The organism is Microbacterium sp. DT81.1 (assembly GCF_049844955.1).
Classification (GTDB): Bacteria; Actinomycetota; Actinomycetes; order Actinomycetales; family Microbacteriaceae; genus Microbacterium.
This window is the reverse complement of sequence record NZ_JBNCMA010000002.1, coordinates 435,011-449,683: the sequence shown is the minus strand read 5'-3', so window position 1 is coordinate 449,683 and position 14,673 is coordinate 435,011. Positions and strand designations below refer to the sequence as shown.

Genomic DNA, 14,673 nt, shown 5'->3' with positions numbered 1-14,673 from the left:
ACGGTGAGTCAAGGGGAACGATGGATCCGGCTCGTTCGACCTACCACCACGGCAACCTCAGGTCGGCGCTGATCGACGCCGCGCTCGACCTGACGCGCGTGGCCGGATCACGAGGCCTCGTGCTGCGCGACGTCACTCGTGCGGTGGGCGTTTCGCCGAACGCCGCCTACCGGCACTTCGCCGATCGCGAGAGCCTGCGTGCCGCCGTGGCGACGCGCATCCAAGACGAGATGGTCGAGCGGATGCTGGCGCTGCAGCCCCCGGCCCGATCCGGGATGTCGGAGGCCCGCGCCCGACTGACCGCTGTGGGCCTCGGATACATCGCGTTCGCCCTCGCCGAACCGGGCTGGTTCGACGTCGCTTTCGGGGGCCCCGACGCCTTCGGCGCGGCATCCGCCGCACTGAACGACGCGACGATCGACCATCCGGTGCCGAACGGTGCGGCAACGGGCGACGCGGGCGCGGTACCCGCGCCGCTCGCCTTCCTGATCGAGGCCCTGGACGCGCTGGTCGACTCGGGCGAATTGGCGCCCGCGGCGCGCCCGGGCGCGGAGTGGCCCTGTTGGTCGGCCGTCCACGGCTTCGCGCTGCTCGCGCTGTACGGCCCGCTGCGTCAGCGCTCGCCCGAGGACATCGAGGCCGCCGCCCAGCGGACGGTCGAGGCAGCGATCACCGGCATCCTGAGCTAAGGCGTCCACCATGGTCGCAGCGGCAGGTCGCCGGCACCATGGTCCCGCGTGGCCGCCAGCACTTGATGCAGCTCGATCCCGCCCGACTCGAAGGCCAGTCGCGATCCGGCCATGTACAGACCCCACACCTTGGCGGCGGGAAGCCCGACCTCGGCGACGGCGTCGTCCCAGTGCTCGACGAGGTTGGCGCACCAGTCGCGCAGCGTCATCGCGTAGTGCGGGCGCAGGTTCTCCTCGTGCAGCACCTCCAGCCCCGCGTCCTGGGCTTCGCTGATGATGCGCCCCGAGCCGGTGAGCTCCCCGTCGGGGAACACGTAGCGATCGATGAATCCGCGGGCCGACGGTTCGGTGCGGTTGTCCGATCGCGTGATGCAGTGATTGAGCAGCAGCCCACCTGGTCGCAGCCGCGACGCGAGGAAGCGGAAGTAGGACGGATAGTTCCGAACCCCGATGTGCTCGAGCAGTCCGATCGATGACACCGCGTCGAAGTTGCGCTCGGCGATGTCGCGGTAATCCCCGAACCGCACCTCGGCCATTCCCGACAGCCCCTGCTCGGCGATGGCCCTCTGAGCCCAGGCCGACTGCTCCCGGGAGAGCGTCACGCCGGTGGCCTTCACGCCGCGGCGGGCCGCGTAGCGCACCATGCCGCCCCAGCCGCACCCCACGTCGAGCAGCCGGTCGCCCGGCTTCAGTCGCAGCTTCTCGAAGACCAGGCGGTACTTGTTCTCCTGCGCCTCATCGAGCGTTGCGTCGCGGTGGGGATAGCACGCGCAGGTATAGGTCATCGACGGCCCGAGCACCCACTCGTAGAAGTCGTTCGAGACGTCGTAATGGTGGTGGATGGCTTCGGCGTCGCGTGAGCGGCTGTGCCGGAGTCCTCCGGCGATACGGCGCCAGCGCGGCGGCACCTCCTGCGGTGGCGGTGCGATCGGCCGCAGGTGCTCGACGCCGATGGAGCGGACGATCTGCGCCATCACCCGCGCCGGCGGCCGGGCGAATTCGAGGCTCTCGGCGAGCGCCTTCAGCAGTTCGTAGGGATCACCGGGGTGGACACCGCGAATGTCGAGGTCACCGGCGATGTACGCGCGAGCCAGACCCAGGTCGCCGAAGCCGGTGGCGAGATAGGTCGTGCCGCGCGGCGTCTTCAGGTCCAGCCCGAACGGCGCGTCGGGCGGTCCGGCTGAACTTCCGTCGTAGGCGGTGATCCGCAGCGGCAGGCGACTGCCGACGAAGATCTCCAGGACCTCGGCGAGGCTGAGCCTTCCCTCCTTCGCGCCCGCTCCCCCGGCATCCGCGGGTTCTGTCGCGCCCAGGACCGCTTCGGCATCCGTCGTGTTCTCGTCGTACGTCGTCATCGTCGCTCCACCGCCTTGGCATACAGGTCGAGCAGTCGGAAGTCGGGGTCGTACCGCTCCTTCACCGTCCGGTAGGTGTCGCCGCCATACAGTTCGTCGAACTCATCCCGGGCGTAGAAGGCTTCCGAGTACAGCGATTTGTGCCCGTCGAACTCGCTGACCCGGCGCTCGATCATCCGGTTCGTCTCTCCCTCGGTCGCACCCACCGGCACGGTCGACCAGAAGCCGACGTTCACGTACGTCTCGTGCGGACGGATCGGGTAGAGGGGCCAGCTGTCGTCGTCGCGCAGCCGGAGCGGGCACAGCCAGACCGGCTCGATGGGGACGTTGGCGAGGAACCAGTCGAGGAATTCCGTGCAGCGCCCGATCGGCACCTCGACGTCCTGGATCACCCGCTCACGTGGGGGGCGGCCGTGCAGCTTCTCGAGGCGATCCCCGATGTCGAACCGCCGTTCGAGCTTCATGAGCTTCCAGTAGGAGCTGCTGCGCAGGTGCCGCCGTGGCCAGAAGCGACGCACGACCGGATGCTGGGCGCCGAACGCCCCCGAACACCAGAACCAGTCGGTGTCCCAGCGCCACAGATAGTCGGCGATGGTGAGCCGGTCCTCCTTGACGCGGTTGTCGTGCTGGATGGACCGGTAGTAGATCTGCCGGCCCGTGTAGTCGCTGACGGGGCCGGATGCCGCGGTCTGCACGCCCACGCACAGATAGCTCTCCTGCGGGCTGAACACCACGCCGTCGAGGTAGTCGACGGGAACGCCGTCGAGGCGACCGGTTTCGACGATGCCCTCCATCGCCGCCACCAGGTCCGGGAGCGCGTGGAATCGCAGGTGGGTCAGCGCGACAAACGGCTGGACGGGCTCGAGCTCGATGCGCAGCCGCACGGCGTAGCCGAGCGTCCCATACGAATTGGGGAAGGCGCGATACAGGTCCGTGTGCTCGACGGGCGACGCGGTGACCAGCTCCCCCGCACCGGTGAGGATGTCCATCTCCCGCACGGACTCGTGCGGGAGCCCGTTGCGGAACGACGTCGACTCGATGCCCAGGCCGGTGACGGCGCCGCCGAGCGTGATGGTCTTGAGCTGCGGCACCACCAGAGGGGCCAACCCGAAGGGCAGGGTCGCGGCCACGAGGTCTTCGTAGGTGCACATGCCGGCCACGTCGGCGGTCCGAGTCGCCGCATCGACGGCGACGACCTCGGTCAGACCGGACGTGTCGAGGCCGCGGGCGTCGGGCGCGGCACGTGCCCGGAAGAGATTCGAGCTGCGCTTCGCCAGCCGGACGGAGCTGCTCGCGGGCACGGCGCGATAGCTCTCCAGCAGGCGCTCCACGCCTGCCGCGTGAGCTGTCCGTGCATCGATCGCGGGAGCGGACACACTGACACGGTAGTCCGCGGACGTCGCCAGTTGAAGGGTCCTGGTCGCGAGACCTACCGGTTCGCCGAGCGGCGAGCCATCCGAGCGCGAGCGGCGTCGTGCGCGTCGCGCAAGAGCGACACGACCGCATCCGCCGTCTTCGCTCCAGGGTTGACCACCGACACCCATCCCGCTGCGCTGTACAGCGGGTGCGGGAAGAAGGCGTCGGGCTCGGCGGGATCCGAGGCTGCCGTGGTGAGCCGCGCAGCCTGATCGTGACCGACATGGATGTTGACCCGGAACCGGTCGTCTTCTCCCAATCTCGAGTCCCCATCGTCCGGGTAGTCCTTCGTGATGATGGTTCCGTATGGCTGGGTGCGCTCCGGCATCACGCCGTCGGGGGCGTAGTAGAAGAACGCATCACCCCACGCCACCTCCGGGGACGACCCGCCCTCCTCCGGCACGACGACAAGTGAGCCGTCGAAGGTGCTGACCGCATCGATGATCTCTCGCATTTTCATGGTTCAATCGTCGCCCTACAGTGCTTATGTGGAGTTGGCGCCGTGAACGCGGGCATGAGGATGCCGAACCCTCAAGTGCCGCGATTGACGACTGCAGCGCTGGGTAGGCTCGTGGGCTACTCCAGCCAGCAGGTGCGCGACCTGGAACGCCTCGGTGTGATCCCGACCGCTGTGCGAGGCGCAAACGGCTATCGGCTGTACGAGCAGCGACACATCATCGCCCTCGGGACATACCGGGCTCTCGCGGCAGCCATCGGCCCGGTGCCGGCGCGACAGCTTCTGCCCACGCTGCTGGCGAGCACGCTCGATGAAGCAGCCGAGATGATCGACGAGCTCCACGCCGCCATCGCGCGCGACCGCGCTCGAGTGCGTGAAGCACGCCGCGGCGTCGACACGGTCCTGACAGAGGCCGCCGACGCGTTCGACGAGCATGACGCCATGACGATCGGCGAGCTGGCTCAAGCACTCGATGTCCGGCCATCCGCCCTGCGTCACTGGGAGCACGAAGGACTCGTCAGCCCCGACCGCATCACCGGGTCGCAGGCCCGGCGCTACGACGCTCGCGCGATCACGGAGGCACGAATGGTGGCGGCACTTCGCAGCGGTGGTTCCCCGATCCCGCCGATCGCCCGCATCCTCTCGCAACTGCGCGAGACCGGATTGACCATGGAGGCTCGAGCGCTGCTCGACGAACGGCTCGCCGATCTCAGCCGCCGCAGCATCGCTCTCCTCGAGGCGGCATCCCACCTGCATGCACTGCTCGTCGCGCGGGAGCCTTCACGGCCGCCGGTGATCCGGTGAGCGCTCAGAAGCCGTCCCAATGACCGGGCTCGCGGAGAGCGCGGTACTCGACGTCGACCGCGTCCTCCGTCACCGACGCCACACAGACGAGAAGCGACTGCGTCGGGTAGCCGTGGGGACGGTTGTCGCGGATGAGAGCCTGGTCGTCGGTGCTTTCCAGCGACGTGGAGGACGCGAGCACATCGATCCACGGCGCCCACCATCGACCGGATCCGGTGAGAGGGGCGTCCGAGAAGTCCGGGAGCCACCGCGCGATGCGTGGTGTCGCCTCGTCATCCACGTCGTCATGGGCGACCATGTGGGTGCCCGGGGCGAGCGTCTCGCTGCGAAGCTGCAGCCCGTCCCAGGATGTGACCCGCGTGCTCTGCCCTTCGACTTCGACCAGGTTGAAGCCGTGGGTCCGCGGATTCCGCGGGGTCCGGCCCGCCACCGAGTCCAGAGCCAGGCTGCCCCTCGAGACGATCTCGGATTCCGCCAGCGGTGACTCATCCGCCCGGTTCAGCAGCACGGCCAGCCGCCCCGCGTCCGAGTCAGCGGCCAGCCATGCGCCACCGGCCCGCACATCGCGGACGCCTACGACCCCGCCGTGAGACTCGGGCCACCATCGCCCGAGCGGGCTCCACGGGCGCTCGGGGTCCTCGTCGCGGATCGCCAGCACGCGTGTGGGCTCGTGCGGCGAGGAGGGGACACGGACGACGACGGTGCAGATGAGACGCTCCCGGCTTCAGGGTTCGGGTACTCAACGATGGTAAGGCGTCGGCCGTGTGTCCATCGCCTACGGGTTAGCACGGCGGGTGGGCGCGTGTGCGACCTACAGCTTGCGCAGGAGCACGTGGCTCACCCGGTGGTCGGCGGCCTTGTGCAGCACCAGCGTCGCCCGGTGCCTGGTCGGCAGCACGTTCTCTCGGAGATTCGGGAGGTTGATGTCGTTCCAGAACCCCATCGCCCGGCTGACCGCCTCCTCGTCACCGATCCGCTCGTACACATTGAAGTAGGACGACGGATCACGGAACGCGCTCCGTCTCAATGCGATGAACCGGTCGACATACCACTGGGCGATGTCGTCGCTGTCAGCGTCGACGTAGATCGAGAAGTCGAACAGCTCGCCGATCGAGGCGTCCTGCGCACCGGGCGGGCGTTGCAGCACGTTGAGCCCCTCCACGATCACGACGTCCGGCCGGCGCACGGTGACCACCTCGCCGGGCACGATGTCGTATCGGAGGTGCGAGTAGATCGGGGCGCGAGCTTCCGCAGCCCCGCTCTTCACTTCGGTGAGGAACTGCAGCAGCGCGCGCCGGTCGTACGACTCCGGAAAGCCCTTACGGTGCATCAGCCCGCGGCGTTCCAGTTCGGCGTTCGGATAGAGGAAACCGTCCGTCGTCACCAGTTCGACTTTGGGTGTCTCGGGCCAGCGGCTGAGCAGCTCCTGCAGGAGCCGGGCGACGGTCGATTTTCCGACGGCCACCGAACCGGCGATACCGAGAACGAAGGGCGTCGTCGTGTCGGGCTCGTCCAGGAACCGGCTGGTGGCGGCGCCGAGCTGCTTCGCCGCATTCGCGTACAGGCTCAGCAGCCGGCTCAGCGGAAGATAGACCTCACGCACCTCGTCGATGTCCAGACGATCCCCGAGCCCACGCACCTCAGCGATTTCGCTCTCGGTGAGTGGCTGCTTCAAGCCCGGCGCCAGGCGAGCCCAGTCGGACCGTACGACCTCCCGGTAGAGCTCCCTCGCGACCGCGGGCGCCGGCGGCTCGGCCCGAGCGGTCACCGTGCCAGCAGCTCCACGACGCGGTCGAGCACGGCATCCGCCACGGCCCGCTTGCTGCCGGACACCTCCAGCACGATCTCGCCGGATGCCGCGAGCACGACCGCCGAGTTGTCATCAGCCCCGAACCCACGCCCGTTGCCCACGGCATTCGCGACCAGCAGGTCGGCCGGCTTACGGGCGATCTTCTCGCGTCCGAGAGCGACCAGTTCATCCCGATCCTCGGCCGTCTCGGCCGCGAACCCCACGACCACGCGCCCGGGGACGGGGTGTGCGACCAGTTCACCGAGCACGTCTCTCGTGCGGGTGAGCACGATCTGCAGCTGCTCACCGCGCTCGGTCTTCTTGATCTTCCGCTCGGCCACCTCCGCCGGGGTGTAGTCCGCGACGGCGGCCGCCATGATGACGACGGATGCCGCGCTCGCCTCGTCCTGGACGGCGAAGGCCAGTTCTGCCGCGGTCTCGACGGGGACGGTGGCCAGTCCGGCGGCCGCGAGCTCGGCCGCCGGACCTTCGTCGAGATGGGCGGCTACCACGGTCACGTGGGCGCCGCGCGCGGCGGCCGCAAGGGCGAAGGCCACTCCCTGCTTGCCGCTGGAGCGATTGCCCAGATAGCGCACCGGGTCGATCGGCTCCCGTGTGCCGCCCGCCGTGACCAGCACGCGCCGGCCTTCGAGGTCGCGCGGAGGAGTCGGCTCGAGCGGAGCGGCTCCGGTGCCCGCGGCCAGCACCGCCGCGACGATGCGGTCGGGCTCCGACATCCGCCCCAGTCCCACGTCCGGACCCGTCAGCCGGCCCGATTCCGGCCCGACGATCGACACCCCGCGCGCACGAAGCGTCTGGATGTTCGCCGCGGTCGCCGGATGCTGCCACATCTCGGTGTGCATCGCGGGCGCAAGCACGAGCGGCGCTCGGCTCGCCAGCACCGTCGTGCCGAGCAGGTCGTCCGCCATGCCCGCGGCCAGCTTCGCGATCGTGTTCGCGGTCGCGGGTGCGATGACGATCACGTCGGCCCGCTGACCGAGGGCGACGTGCCGCACGGCGGCGACACCCTCGTAGAGGGAGGTGTGCAACGGCTGGCGGCTGATCGCCTCCCAGGTGGGCGCGCCGACGAAGCGCAATGCCGACTCGGTTGCGATCACTCGCACGGTGTGACCGGCGAGCACGAGGTCGCGCACCACCTGCACCGCCTTGTACGCCGCGATGCCGCCGGTGACACCCACGACGATGTCCAGGGGTTGGCTCATCGTCTGCCCTTCCGCGAGCTGAAACGGCGCCGGCCCGCGTGCGACAGCGTAGTACCCCGCTCGAAATGCCCGGCGGTCATGTCCGCCAACAGGCGAGGCGAGGGCGACCTGACGCCGCGGCGGACAGATTCTTATGCTGCTCCTCGGCAAATGCAAGGGGGTACCCGCTCGCGCCGGGGCGTGTTTCTGTTACGGGAGCAAGCGCTACCCGCGCAGATCACGTACGGCAGAAGGAGAGACCATGAGCACGAAGGTCGAAAAGAGCATTCTCGTCAACGTCCCGCTCAGCATCGCGTACAACCAGTGGACTCAATTCGAAGAGTTCCCGCACTTCATGGGGGGCATCAAGTCCGTCACTCAGCTCGATGACAAGAACCTCGAGTGGGTCGCGGAGATCGCCGGCGTCCGTCGGCAATGGAAGGCAGCCATCCTGGAGCAGGTGCCGGACAAGAAGGTGTCGTGGGCCGCGACCGAGGGCGCGACCAACGCCGGGTCCGTCACCTTCGAAGATGTCGGCGGCGGGCAGACGCAGGTGCAGCTGGTCCTCGAGTACGAGCCGGAGGGTCTGGTCGAGAAGGTCGGCGACAAGCTGAACGTCGTCGAGAACCAGGCTGAAGCCGACCTAGAGCGCTTCAAGGCATTCATCGAGTCGGAAGGCTACGCGACAGGAGCGTGGCGCGGAACGGTCGGAAACGGCACTGCTGCCGGCCAGCCGGGAGTCGAGGACGCCGCCGCCTCACGCGGTGACAGCGGCAAGGCAGGAGTCTCGGGCAAGGTGGCGGCCGGCGTGGGAGTCGCCGCGGCAGCCGCGGCCGCCGCCGTCGGTGTCGGTGTCGCCGCCAGCAAGCAGGGTGACGAGGACGACACCGATGTGCGGGCCGACGTCACGGCCAGGCCAGCGGGTGACGCGCTGCCGGAGCAGTACACGAGCGACCCCTCCGGGACACTCACCGGCCCGTGGGAGGGCAGCCCCCAAGAGGAGGCGGTAGAGGACAAGCAGGGATCCACGGGCGCAACACGCACCAGCGCCGAAGAGGATCTCCTGGTCGACGAGGATCCCGCCACGAGGGAAACACGCAGGGACCTGTGATCCCGCCGTGCGCCCCGGGCCTCCGAGAGGCCCGGGGCGCACGGTTGAAGTCAGCTGACGTTGTCGATCAGTCAGCGGCCGGCATCCCAGTCGTACAGCAGATGGATCTCCACCTCGGTGGGCTCGTTCAGTGCGCAGGTGCGCGTGCGAGCCGATCCGGCCGTCAGCCCTTCTGCATTTCTTCGGCGAGCATCACGATGATGCCGCTGGGACCGCGCACGTACGTGAGCTTGTACACGTCCTGATAGGTCGCCACGCCGCGCAGCGGGAGGCAGCCGTGCCTCGCGGCGATCTCAAGGGCCTCGTCGATGTCGTCGACCGAGAAGGCCACTCGGTGCATGCCGATCTCGTTCGGACGAGTGGGCTCCGTCTCGATCGCTTCGGGATGGATGTACTCGAAGAGTTCGAGGCGCCCCTGACCGTCGGGCGTCTGCAGCATCGCGATCTTGGCGTGATTGCCGTCGAGATCCACCGCGGTCTCGGCCCACTCGCCACTGACGGTGTCGCGGCCGATGACAGTGAGCCCCAGGTCGGTGAAGAAGGCGATGGTCTCTTCGAGGTCGCGAACGGCGATGCCCACGTTCTCCAGTCTGATGGCCATGCACGGCACGCTACAGAGCCCGGCCCCTCAACTCCACCAGTGCTGAGCCGCCGCGCAACCACAAATAGTCACTTGTACAAACATGCGTGTGTGGAGCAGGATGGGCGTGGAGGTACTGATGAATTCCCTCGCTCTGGATGAAGCGTTCCACGCTCTCTCCGACGGAAACCGTCGTTCGATCCTCGCGCTGGTGCGCGGTGGTCGCCGCCCGGTCGGTGAGATCGCGACCGAACTGGGCCTGTCGCAGCAGGTCGTGTCCCACCACCTGAAGGTGCTCCGCGAAGCGGGACTCGTCTCGGGCACCCGCGACGGCACTCGACACCTGTATGCCGTGCGCGTGGAAGGCCTCGCGGTCGGCAAGGCGTTCTTCGACGACTTCTGGCCGGAGCGCCTGACCCGCCTGAAGCACACCATCGAGAACGCGGGTGCCGCCGATGGCTGAGCACCGCTCCAGTGTCGACATCGCCGCCGCCCCGGAACGGGTCTTCGAGTACATGGTGACCGCGGAAGGAATCACGGCGTGGATGGGCGACTGGGCTCGAGTCGAGCCGACGCCGGGCGGCGAGTTCTCCGTGAACATCGCCGGCTACGGCGCCCGAGGGACATTCCTCGAGGTCGACCCGCCCCGACGGGTGACGGTGACGTGGGGATTCGAGGGCAGCGCGGCCCTGCCGCCCGGATCATCGACGGTGTCGTTCGAACTGACCGCCACCGAAGCCGGCACGCGTCTCGTGGTCGTGCACACCGACCTGCCGGACGGCGAAGTGCCCGGACACATCGACGGGTGGAACCACTTCCTTCCCCGGTTCGCGCTCGCCGCGACCGGTGCGACCCTTCCGCCCGACACCTGGAGCCCCTCGCCGTGACCCCGACCCGAACTCAGACCCAGACCCAGGCCAAGATCGAGACCGAAGGAGAGCATGACATGCCCGAAAACCCCGCACCCGTTGCCATCGTCGAGGCCTACCACCGGGCCTGGACTAGCGGTGATGTGGATCGCGCAATGACCTACGTGGCTGACTCCTTCGTGTGCTCCGCCCCCGATCCGGACGTCACGACGAAAGAGCACTGGCGGGGCTACCTTTCCGCGTTCATGCCGATGCTCACCGGAACACCGGAGCTGACTCGGATGACGGAGGGGAAGCGGGTCGCCCTCTGGTACTACCCGCAGACGGCCGTCACGGAGAACACCCTCGCCAGCGAATTGTTCACCGTCGAGGGCGGCCGGATCACCAGCATCCATCTGACGTTCGACCGCCTCGGCTACAGGCCGCCGCAGGCCGCGTGATTCCATGCCAGAACCAGATGCCCGGCGAGAGCTTCTCGACAGGATCGAACGCCGCCTGCCGCACGATCGAGAGAGCGTCTCGATGCTGAACGGTTCCGGATGTCCGACCCGGAGGGCAAAATGATGCGCGTCTGAGCATAGGTGGGCCTTCGTGTCGATCAACGGCGGAAGGGGAAGCAATGAGCGAGCACGAACCCCGGGTCGAGCCGTTGACCCTGCCCCGTGAGTACGGGCGGGTGAAGCACACGTTGAGGTGGGCGGATGTGTCCCGCCGACTGAGCATGGCGCCGCACTATTGGCTGGCAACGGTTCGGGGCGATGGTCGGCCACACACCGTCCCGATAGACGGACTCTGGGAGACCGACTGCCTGTGGTTCGGTGGCAGCGTCGCGACGGTTCATCACCTCAACCTGCTCCGTGGTGGCGAAGTATCGGTGCATACCGAAGACGCGATGGCACCGGTGATCGTCGAGGGCATCGCGGAACTGATCACTCCGAGCAGCGAGCAGGCGCAGATGTTGACGGCCCGGTCCCGGGCGAAGTACGGGTACGGAGACCCTGCCGCGTATGCGTCACCGCTCTGGATGGTCGTGCCCCACCGCGCTCTCGCATGGACGAGTTTCCCGACGGATGCCTCGCGCTTCGTTTTCGGTGGAAGATAGCGCCATGGAAGACGGATTCATCTGGCGGGCCGCCGATGTTGCATCGGCGGACTGGAGCGGCACCGCGCAACTCGATCAGCGACGCTCGGCCGACTTGGCCCAGCTCGCCGGCCTGGACAGCGAGAAGTGGCTGATCGTCGGGTTCGACATACGCGACGGCGACCATGGCCACGAGCTGCGCGTCGTGGCCGTGGACCGAGACCTCATTCCCGAAGCCGCCGATGTGTTCCCGAAGATCGCCTCGGAGCACGGCGGACAGATTCCGGCCACCGAGTTCCTGGTTCACGACGTCGAACCGTACGAAGTGCTGCAAGCGATCACGCGCCGGTTCGAGTTGCGGCTGCGAGCACGAGGCGCCAAGGACCTGCCGATCCGGATCATCGGGCAGTCCGAAGGTCCGGAACAGCCCTTGGTTTAGGCGCGGCCGGGTTCGACGTGCTCCGCTCCAGGATGTGACCAGTCAGTCGAGCAGGTGGCGCAGGTATCGCTTCGGCGAGTCGAGATAGGACTTCCAGTGGTGGACCAGTTCGAGGTCTTCCCACGAAGAGCGGCGCATCCCCCACGACCCCACCTCGAGGATGGCGGCGCCCGGGATGGCGGCGAGGACGGGAGAGTGGGTTGCGCAGAGGATCTGACCGCCTTCGTCTGCGATCCGGCGCAGTTTCGCTATCAGTGCCAGGGTTGAGGTGAACGACAGCGCGGCTTCCGGCTCATCGAGACAATAGAACGCGGGCGAATCGAAGCGGGTTTCGAGGATGGCGAGGAAAGACTCGCCATGACTCATCTCATGGAAGCGCGGCTCGGGGCCACTCGAGGGGTTCGCTTCCAGATAGGTGTAGAACGAGTGCATCGTCTCCGCACGGAGGAAGAAACCCCAGCGGCTGGCGCCCACGCCGCGCTGCAGCCGCAGCCAGTCCGACAGCGGCGACTCGGTCGGTCTGGTCCCGTGTCGAGCAGACGTCGAGCCGCCCTCGGGCGACATCCCGTACGCCAGAGCGATGCCCTCCAGAATCGTCGACTTGCCGGACCCGTTCTCCCCGACCAGGAAGGTGATGCCCGGATCGAGTCGGAGCCCCCGATCGAGAAGCTGCCGTACCGCCGGGATGCTGCCGGGCCAGGTGCTGAGCGGCGACCCGCGGTCGTCGTACGCCGTGACGGCGACGACGGGCGGCTGCGGCGAGAGCATCGAGGAGGTCAGACGAAGCGCACCCAATTCGCGCCACGACCCGTCTCCGCCTGCTCGAGCAGGCGGAGACGGCTGCCGTCCACGGCATACAAGGAGATCGTCGTCGATCGCTCGCCCGCGGCGATCAGGTGGGCACCATCCGGGCTGAGGGCGAACCCGCGCGGTTGCGGTTCCGTCGTGAAGAACCGATCGGGCGGGGCGACCGAGCCATCATCCGAGACCGATACCGCGCCGAGCGTGCTCTCCGTGCGTTCCGAGCACCACAGCCATCGGCCGCCGGAAGCCAGGTGCAGGTCGGCACCCCAGATGAGGTGTTCCGCCCGCGGATCGGCCCCGAAGCGGCTGTGCTCAAGGCTCTTCGTCGGGTCGAACGCGTCCGCCGCACCTCGGAGCTCCAGTGTTCCGGTCTGCGTGTCTCGCGCGAAGTGCAGCACTTGCGCGGAGAACTCGGTGAGCACGTAGACGGCGTCCTGCGCCTCGTTCAGCACGAGATGGCGTGGACCACTGCCGGCAGGCGCCGCGACCGTGGCCGGTTCGAGCGGCGTCAATCGCAGATCCTCGTTCAGGGAGTACTGCGCCACGAGATCGTCGCCGAGGGACACGAAGTAGGCGAATCGCCCGTCATCGCTCGGCAGCACGGAGTGCAGATTGGGGAAGCTGATCTGCGAGACGGCCGCACCCACGACGCCATCCGTCACCGGGCAGCTGACTCCGTATCCGCCGCCGTACGAGGCGCCGAGCAGGCCCGCCCCGTCCCTGCAGAGGGCCAGGTAGTTCATCCCGCCCTGCGGAAGATCGAGGCGCGAGCGCTGCTCGAGTGCCCCGGTGCCGCGGTCGAGCTGAAGCGTCACGATGGCCGCCTGCTCACCTTCCGCTGACGCCTTCACCGCGGCATACACAAGGTCGCGAGCGGGATCGACTGCGAATGTCGAGCAGCCGGCAAGCCCGTCCGTCACGGCCAGGCGCTCGAGCGGACCGTCCGACAGCCGGAAAGCGCTGATGCTGCCATCACCGGCGTTTGCGACGAGCACGAGTGAAGGAGTCTCCGTCATCCCCCGATCCTAGAACGTGCACTCCGGAGCGTGAGGGTCAGACGGCCGTGCGCTCCCCACGGGGAAGCGGGAGGAGGTGCGGGTTGTGCGGTCAGTCGTCGGCTGAGTCTTGCTCTGCGTCGACCAGTGGGCCGCCGACGACGCCGATCCCCACCGCCTGATGGCTGGGCGATGGTTCTCCTCCGTCGTCCGACTTCGGCTCTTCACCCGGTTCCTTCTCCGTGCTGGGCTCGTCCAGCTCGTCGTTCGTCGGCTCCTTCTCCTCAGCCGCGCGACCCTGCGTCGATCCATCCGCCATGTTCTTCTCCTCTTCAGCTTTCCGTACGCCAAGCGTCCCGGTCAGACGGTGGACGTGCAACCGGCTTGACGCAGCCGGGTCGCACCCTTTCCCGCGGGCGCGCACTCACCGGCATCCGGTCGTCATCGGCCCGCGTAGACGGCGCCGCTGATGATGAGCGCGACCGCGGTGGTCCAGCCGATGATCGCGACGGCCTGCCAGATCAGGATGCGCGCCGTGCGGACGCCGGCGGCGGCGAGCATGGTGGCGGTGAACTGGGTGGGCAGGAGCAGGGGGCCGAGCAAGCTCACACCCGGCACTCCGTAGCGTTCGAACGCTCGCTGGAACTTCGCCGCGCGCGGCGAGACCGCGGGGCGCGTCGCGTCGAGCACGTCGCCCTCCCTCGATGCACCGCGGCCGGGTGCCCCGGCCGGCACCGTCTCGCGTAGCTGCGCGCGGCTGCGACGTCGCCCGATGACGGCCGTGCGTGTGCGGGAACTGAGCACCACCAGCACGGCGACGCACAAGAAGTTGCCGATGATCGCGGCCACGACGGCGATGACAGGCGGGATCCCGCCGATGATGCCGATCGTCGCAGCCCCCTCGCCCTCGATGAAGGGGATGGCTCCTGCGGCGGCCACGATGAGCGGCTGGACGGCGTCGGGAACCTGCGCGACGAGGTCCTGGAAGGTGTCGATGAGAGTCATGGGACGGGCTCCTGTAGTTCAGGCGGCCGCGTGTCGGCTCGCCTCGGGGTGTGAACTCAAGCTCATCGGATGCGACC

Annotated in this window: 19 protein-coding genes; 8 read left to right on the top strand and 11 right to left on the bottom strand. The window is 68.2% G+C overall.

The genetic code is table 11. The annotated features are described in order from the left end of the window. Positions 1-20: 20 nt before the first annotated feature. Entirely contained in the window at positions 21-689 is a 669-nt protein-coding gene (locus ACLQ2Q_RS07330; RefSeq protein ID WP_425819497.1) for a TetR/AcrR family transcriptional regulator, read from the top strand. Here ACLQ2Q_RS07330 and ACLQ2Q_RS07325 read toward each other — a convergent pair. Genes ACLQ2Q_RS07325 through ACLQ2Q_RS07315 form a run of 3 tightly spaced genes read right to left on the bottom strand, consistent with a single transcriptional unit; the run spans position 686 to position 3,920 of the window. Beyond that, positions 686-2,044 carry a class I SAM-dependent methyltransferase gene (locus ACLQ2Q_RS07325; RefSeq protein WP_425819495.1) on the bottom strand — a complete coding sequence of 453 codons (1,359 nt, stop codon included), beginning with the start codon at positions 2,042-2,044 and terminating at the stop codon, positions 686-688. The two genes, ACLQ2Q_RS07330 and ACLQ2Q_RS07325, sit on opposite strands and share 4 nt — an antisense overlap. Next, positions 2,041-3,420 (bottom strand): FAD-binding oxidoreductase, encoded by a 1,380-nt coding sequence (locus ACLQ2Q_RS07320; protein WP_425819493.1) that lies wholly within the window; start codon positions 3,418-3,420, stop codon positions 2,041-2,043. The genes ACLQ2Q_RS07325 and ACLQ2Q_RS07320 overlap by 4 nt, the downstream gene beginning before the upstream one ends. A gap of 53 nt (positions 3,421-3,473) precedes the next feature. Continuing rightward, positions 3,474-3,920, bottom strand: coding sequence for a DUF6194 family protein (locus ACLQ2Q_RS07315; protein ID WP_425819491.1), 447 nt, complete (start codon positions 3,918-3,920; stop codon positions 3,474-3,476). 84 nt (positions 3,921-4,004) lie between these two features. Between ACLQ2Q_RS07315 and ACLQ2Q_RS07310 the strand changes: the two genes are divergently transcribed. Next, positions 4,005-4,721 carry a MerR family transcriptional regulator gene (locus ACLQ2Q_RS07310; RefSeq protein WP_425819489.1) on the top strand — a complete coding sequence of 239 codons (717 nt, stop codon included), beginning with the start codon at positions 4,005-4,007 and terminating at the stop codon, positions 4,719-4,721. Between the two features lie 4 nt (positions 4,722-4,725). Here ACLQ2Q_RS07310 and ACLQ2Q_RS07305 read toward each other — a convergent pair whose 3' ends face one another. The 3 genes from ACLQ2Q_RS07305 to coaBC all read right to left on the bottom strand — a co-directional run bounded on the left by ACLQ2Q_RS07305 (position 4,726) and on the right by coaBC (position 7,733). Next, positions 4,726-5,430, bottom strand: a complete 705-nt coding sequence (locus ACLQ2Q_RS07305; RefSeq protein ID WP_425819959.1) for an NRDE family protein — start codon at positions 5,428-5,430, stop codon at positions 4,726-4,728. A 102-nt stretch (positions 5,431-5,532) separates the two neighbouring features. Continuing rightward, entirely contained in the window at positions 5,533-6,489 is a 957-nt protein-coding gene (coaA, locus tag ACLQ2Q_RS07300; protein ID WP_425819487.1) for a type I pantothenate kinase, read from the bottom strand. Beyond that, on the bottom strand, positions 6,486-7,733 hold the full coding sequence (gene coaBC, locus ACLQ2Q_RS07295) for a bifunctional phosphopantothenoylcysteine decarboxylase/phosphopantothenate--cysteine ligase CoaBC (RefSeq protein WP_425819485.1): 1,248 nt from the start codon (positions 7,731-7,733) through the stop codon (positions 6,486-6,488). Before coaBC ends, coaA begins: the two co-directional genes overlap by 4 nt. Positions 7,734-7,974: 241 nt before the next feature. Here coaBC and ACLQ2Q_RS07290 point away from each other — a divergent pair, with 241 nt between their 5' ends. After that, positions 7,975-8,823: an SRPBCC family protein gene (locus ACLQ2Q_RS07290; protein WP_425819483.1), complete on the top strand. Its 849-nt coding sequence runs from the start codon at positions 7,975-7,977 to the stop codon at positions 8,821-8,823. A 163-nt stretch (positions 8,824-8,986) separates the two neighbouring features. On the opposite strand, the gene ACLQ2Q_RS07285 is transcribed toward ACLQ2Q_RS07290, so the two are convergent. After that, complete coding sequence (locus tag ACLQ2Q_RS07285) at positions 8,987-9,424, bottom strand: VOC family protein (RefSeq protein WP_425819481.1); 438 nt, start codon at positions 9,422-9,424, stop codon at positions 8,987-8,989. 118 nt (positions 9,425-9,542) lie between these two features. On the opposite strand from ACLQ2Q_RS07285, the gene ACLQ2Q_RS07280 reads away from it, so the two are divergent. The 5 genes from ACLQ2Q_RS07280 to ACLQ2Q_RS07260 all read left to right on the top strand — a co-directional run bounded on the left by ACLQ2Q_RS07280 (position 9,543) and on the right by ACLQ2Q_RS07260 (position 11,792). Next, a complete protein-coding gene (locus ACLQ2Q_RS07280; RefSeq protein WP_425819479.1) occupies positions 9,543-9,866 on the top strand; it encodes an ArsR/SmtB family transcription factor in 324 nt (107 codons plus the stop codon). Further along, entirely contained in the window at positions 9,859-10,290 is a 432-nt protein-coding gene (locus ACLQ2Q_RS07275; RefSeq protein WP_425819477.1) for an SRPBCC family protein, read from the top strand. The genes ACLQ2Q_RS07280 and ACLQ2Q_RS07275 overlap by 8 nt, the downstream gene beginning before the upstream one ends. Before the next feature lie 59 nt (positions 10,291-10,349). Then, entirely contained in the window at positions 10,350-10,712 is a 363-nt protein-coding gene (locus tag ACLQ2Q_RS07270) for a nuclear transport factor 2 family protein (protein ID WP_425819475.1), read from the top strand. A gap of 179 nt (positions 10,713-10,891) precedes the next feature. Continuing rightward, complete coding sequence (locus ACLQ2Q_RS07265) at positions 10,892-11,374, top strand: pyridoxamine 5'-phosphate oxidase family protein (protein ID WP_425819473.1); 483 nt, start codon at positions 10,892-10,894, stop codon at positions 11,372-11,374. Then, positions 11,343-11,792 (top strand): hypothetical protein, encoded by a 450-nt coding sequence (locus ACLQ2Q_RS07260; RefSeq protein ID WP_425819472.1) that lies wholly within the window; start codon positions 11,343-11,345, stop codon positions 11,790-11,792. Before ACLQ2Q_RS07265 ends, ACLQ2Q_RS07260 begins: the two co-directional genes overlap by 32 nt. Before the next feature lie 42 nt (positions 11,793-11,834). On the opposite strand, the gene ACLQ2Q_RS07255 is transcribed toward ACLQ2Q_RS07260, so the two are convergent. The 4 genes from ACLQ2Q_RS07255 to ACLQ2Q_RS07240 all read right to left on the bottom strand — a co-directional run bounded on the left by ACLQ2Q_RS07255 (position 11,835) and on the right by ACLQ2Q_RS07240 (position 14,596). Further along, positions 11,835-12,560: an AAA family ATPase gene (locus tag ACLQ2Q_RS07255; protein WP_425819470.1), complete on the bottom strand. Its 726-nt coding sequence runs from the start codon at positions 12,558-12,560 to the stop codon at positions 11,835-11,837. 8 nt (positions 12,561-12,568) lie between these two features. Continuing rightward, positions 12,569-13,612, bottom strand: a complete 1,044-nt coding sequence (locus ACLQ2Q_RS07250) for a lactonase family protein (protein ID WP_425819468.1) — start codon at positions 13,610-13,612, stop codon at positions 12,569-12,571. A 91-nt stretch (positions 13,613-13,703) separates the two neighbouring features. Beyond that, positions 13,704-13,910 carry a hypothetical protein gene (locus ACLQ2Q_RS07245; RefSeq protein WP_425819466.1) on the bottom strand — a complete coding sequence of 69 codons (207 nt, stop codon included), beginning with the start codon at positions 13,908-13,910 and terminating at the stop codon, positions 13,704-13,706. A gap of 122 nt (positions 13,911-14,032) precedes the next feature. After that, positions 14,033-14,596 carry a small multidrug efflux protein gene (locus ACLQ2Q_RS07240; protein WP_425819464.1) on the bottom strand — a complete coding sequence of 188 codons (564 nt, stop codon included), beginning with the start codon at positions 14,594-14,596 and terminating at the stop codon, positions 14,033-14,035. Positions 14,597-14,673: the final 77 nt, after the last annotated feature.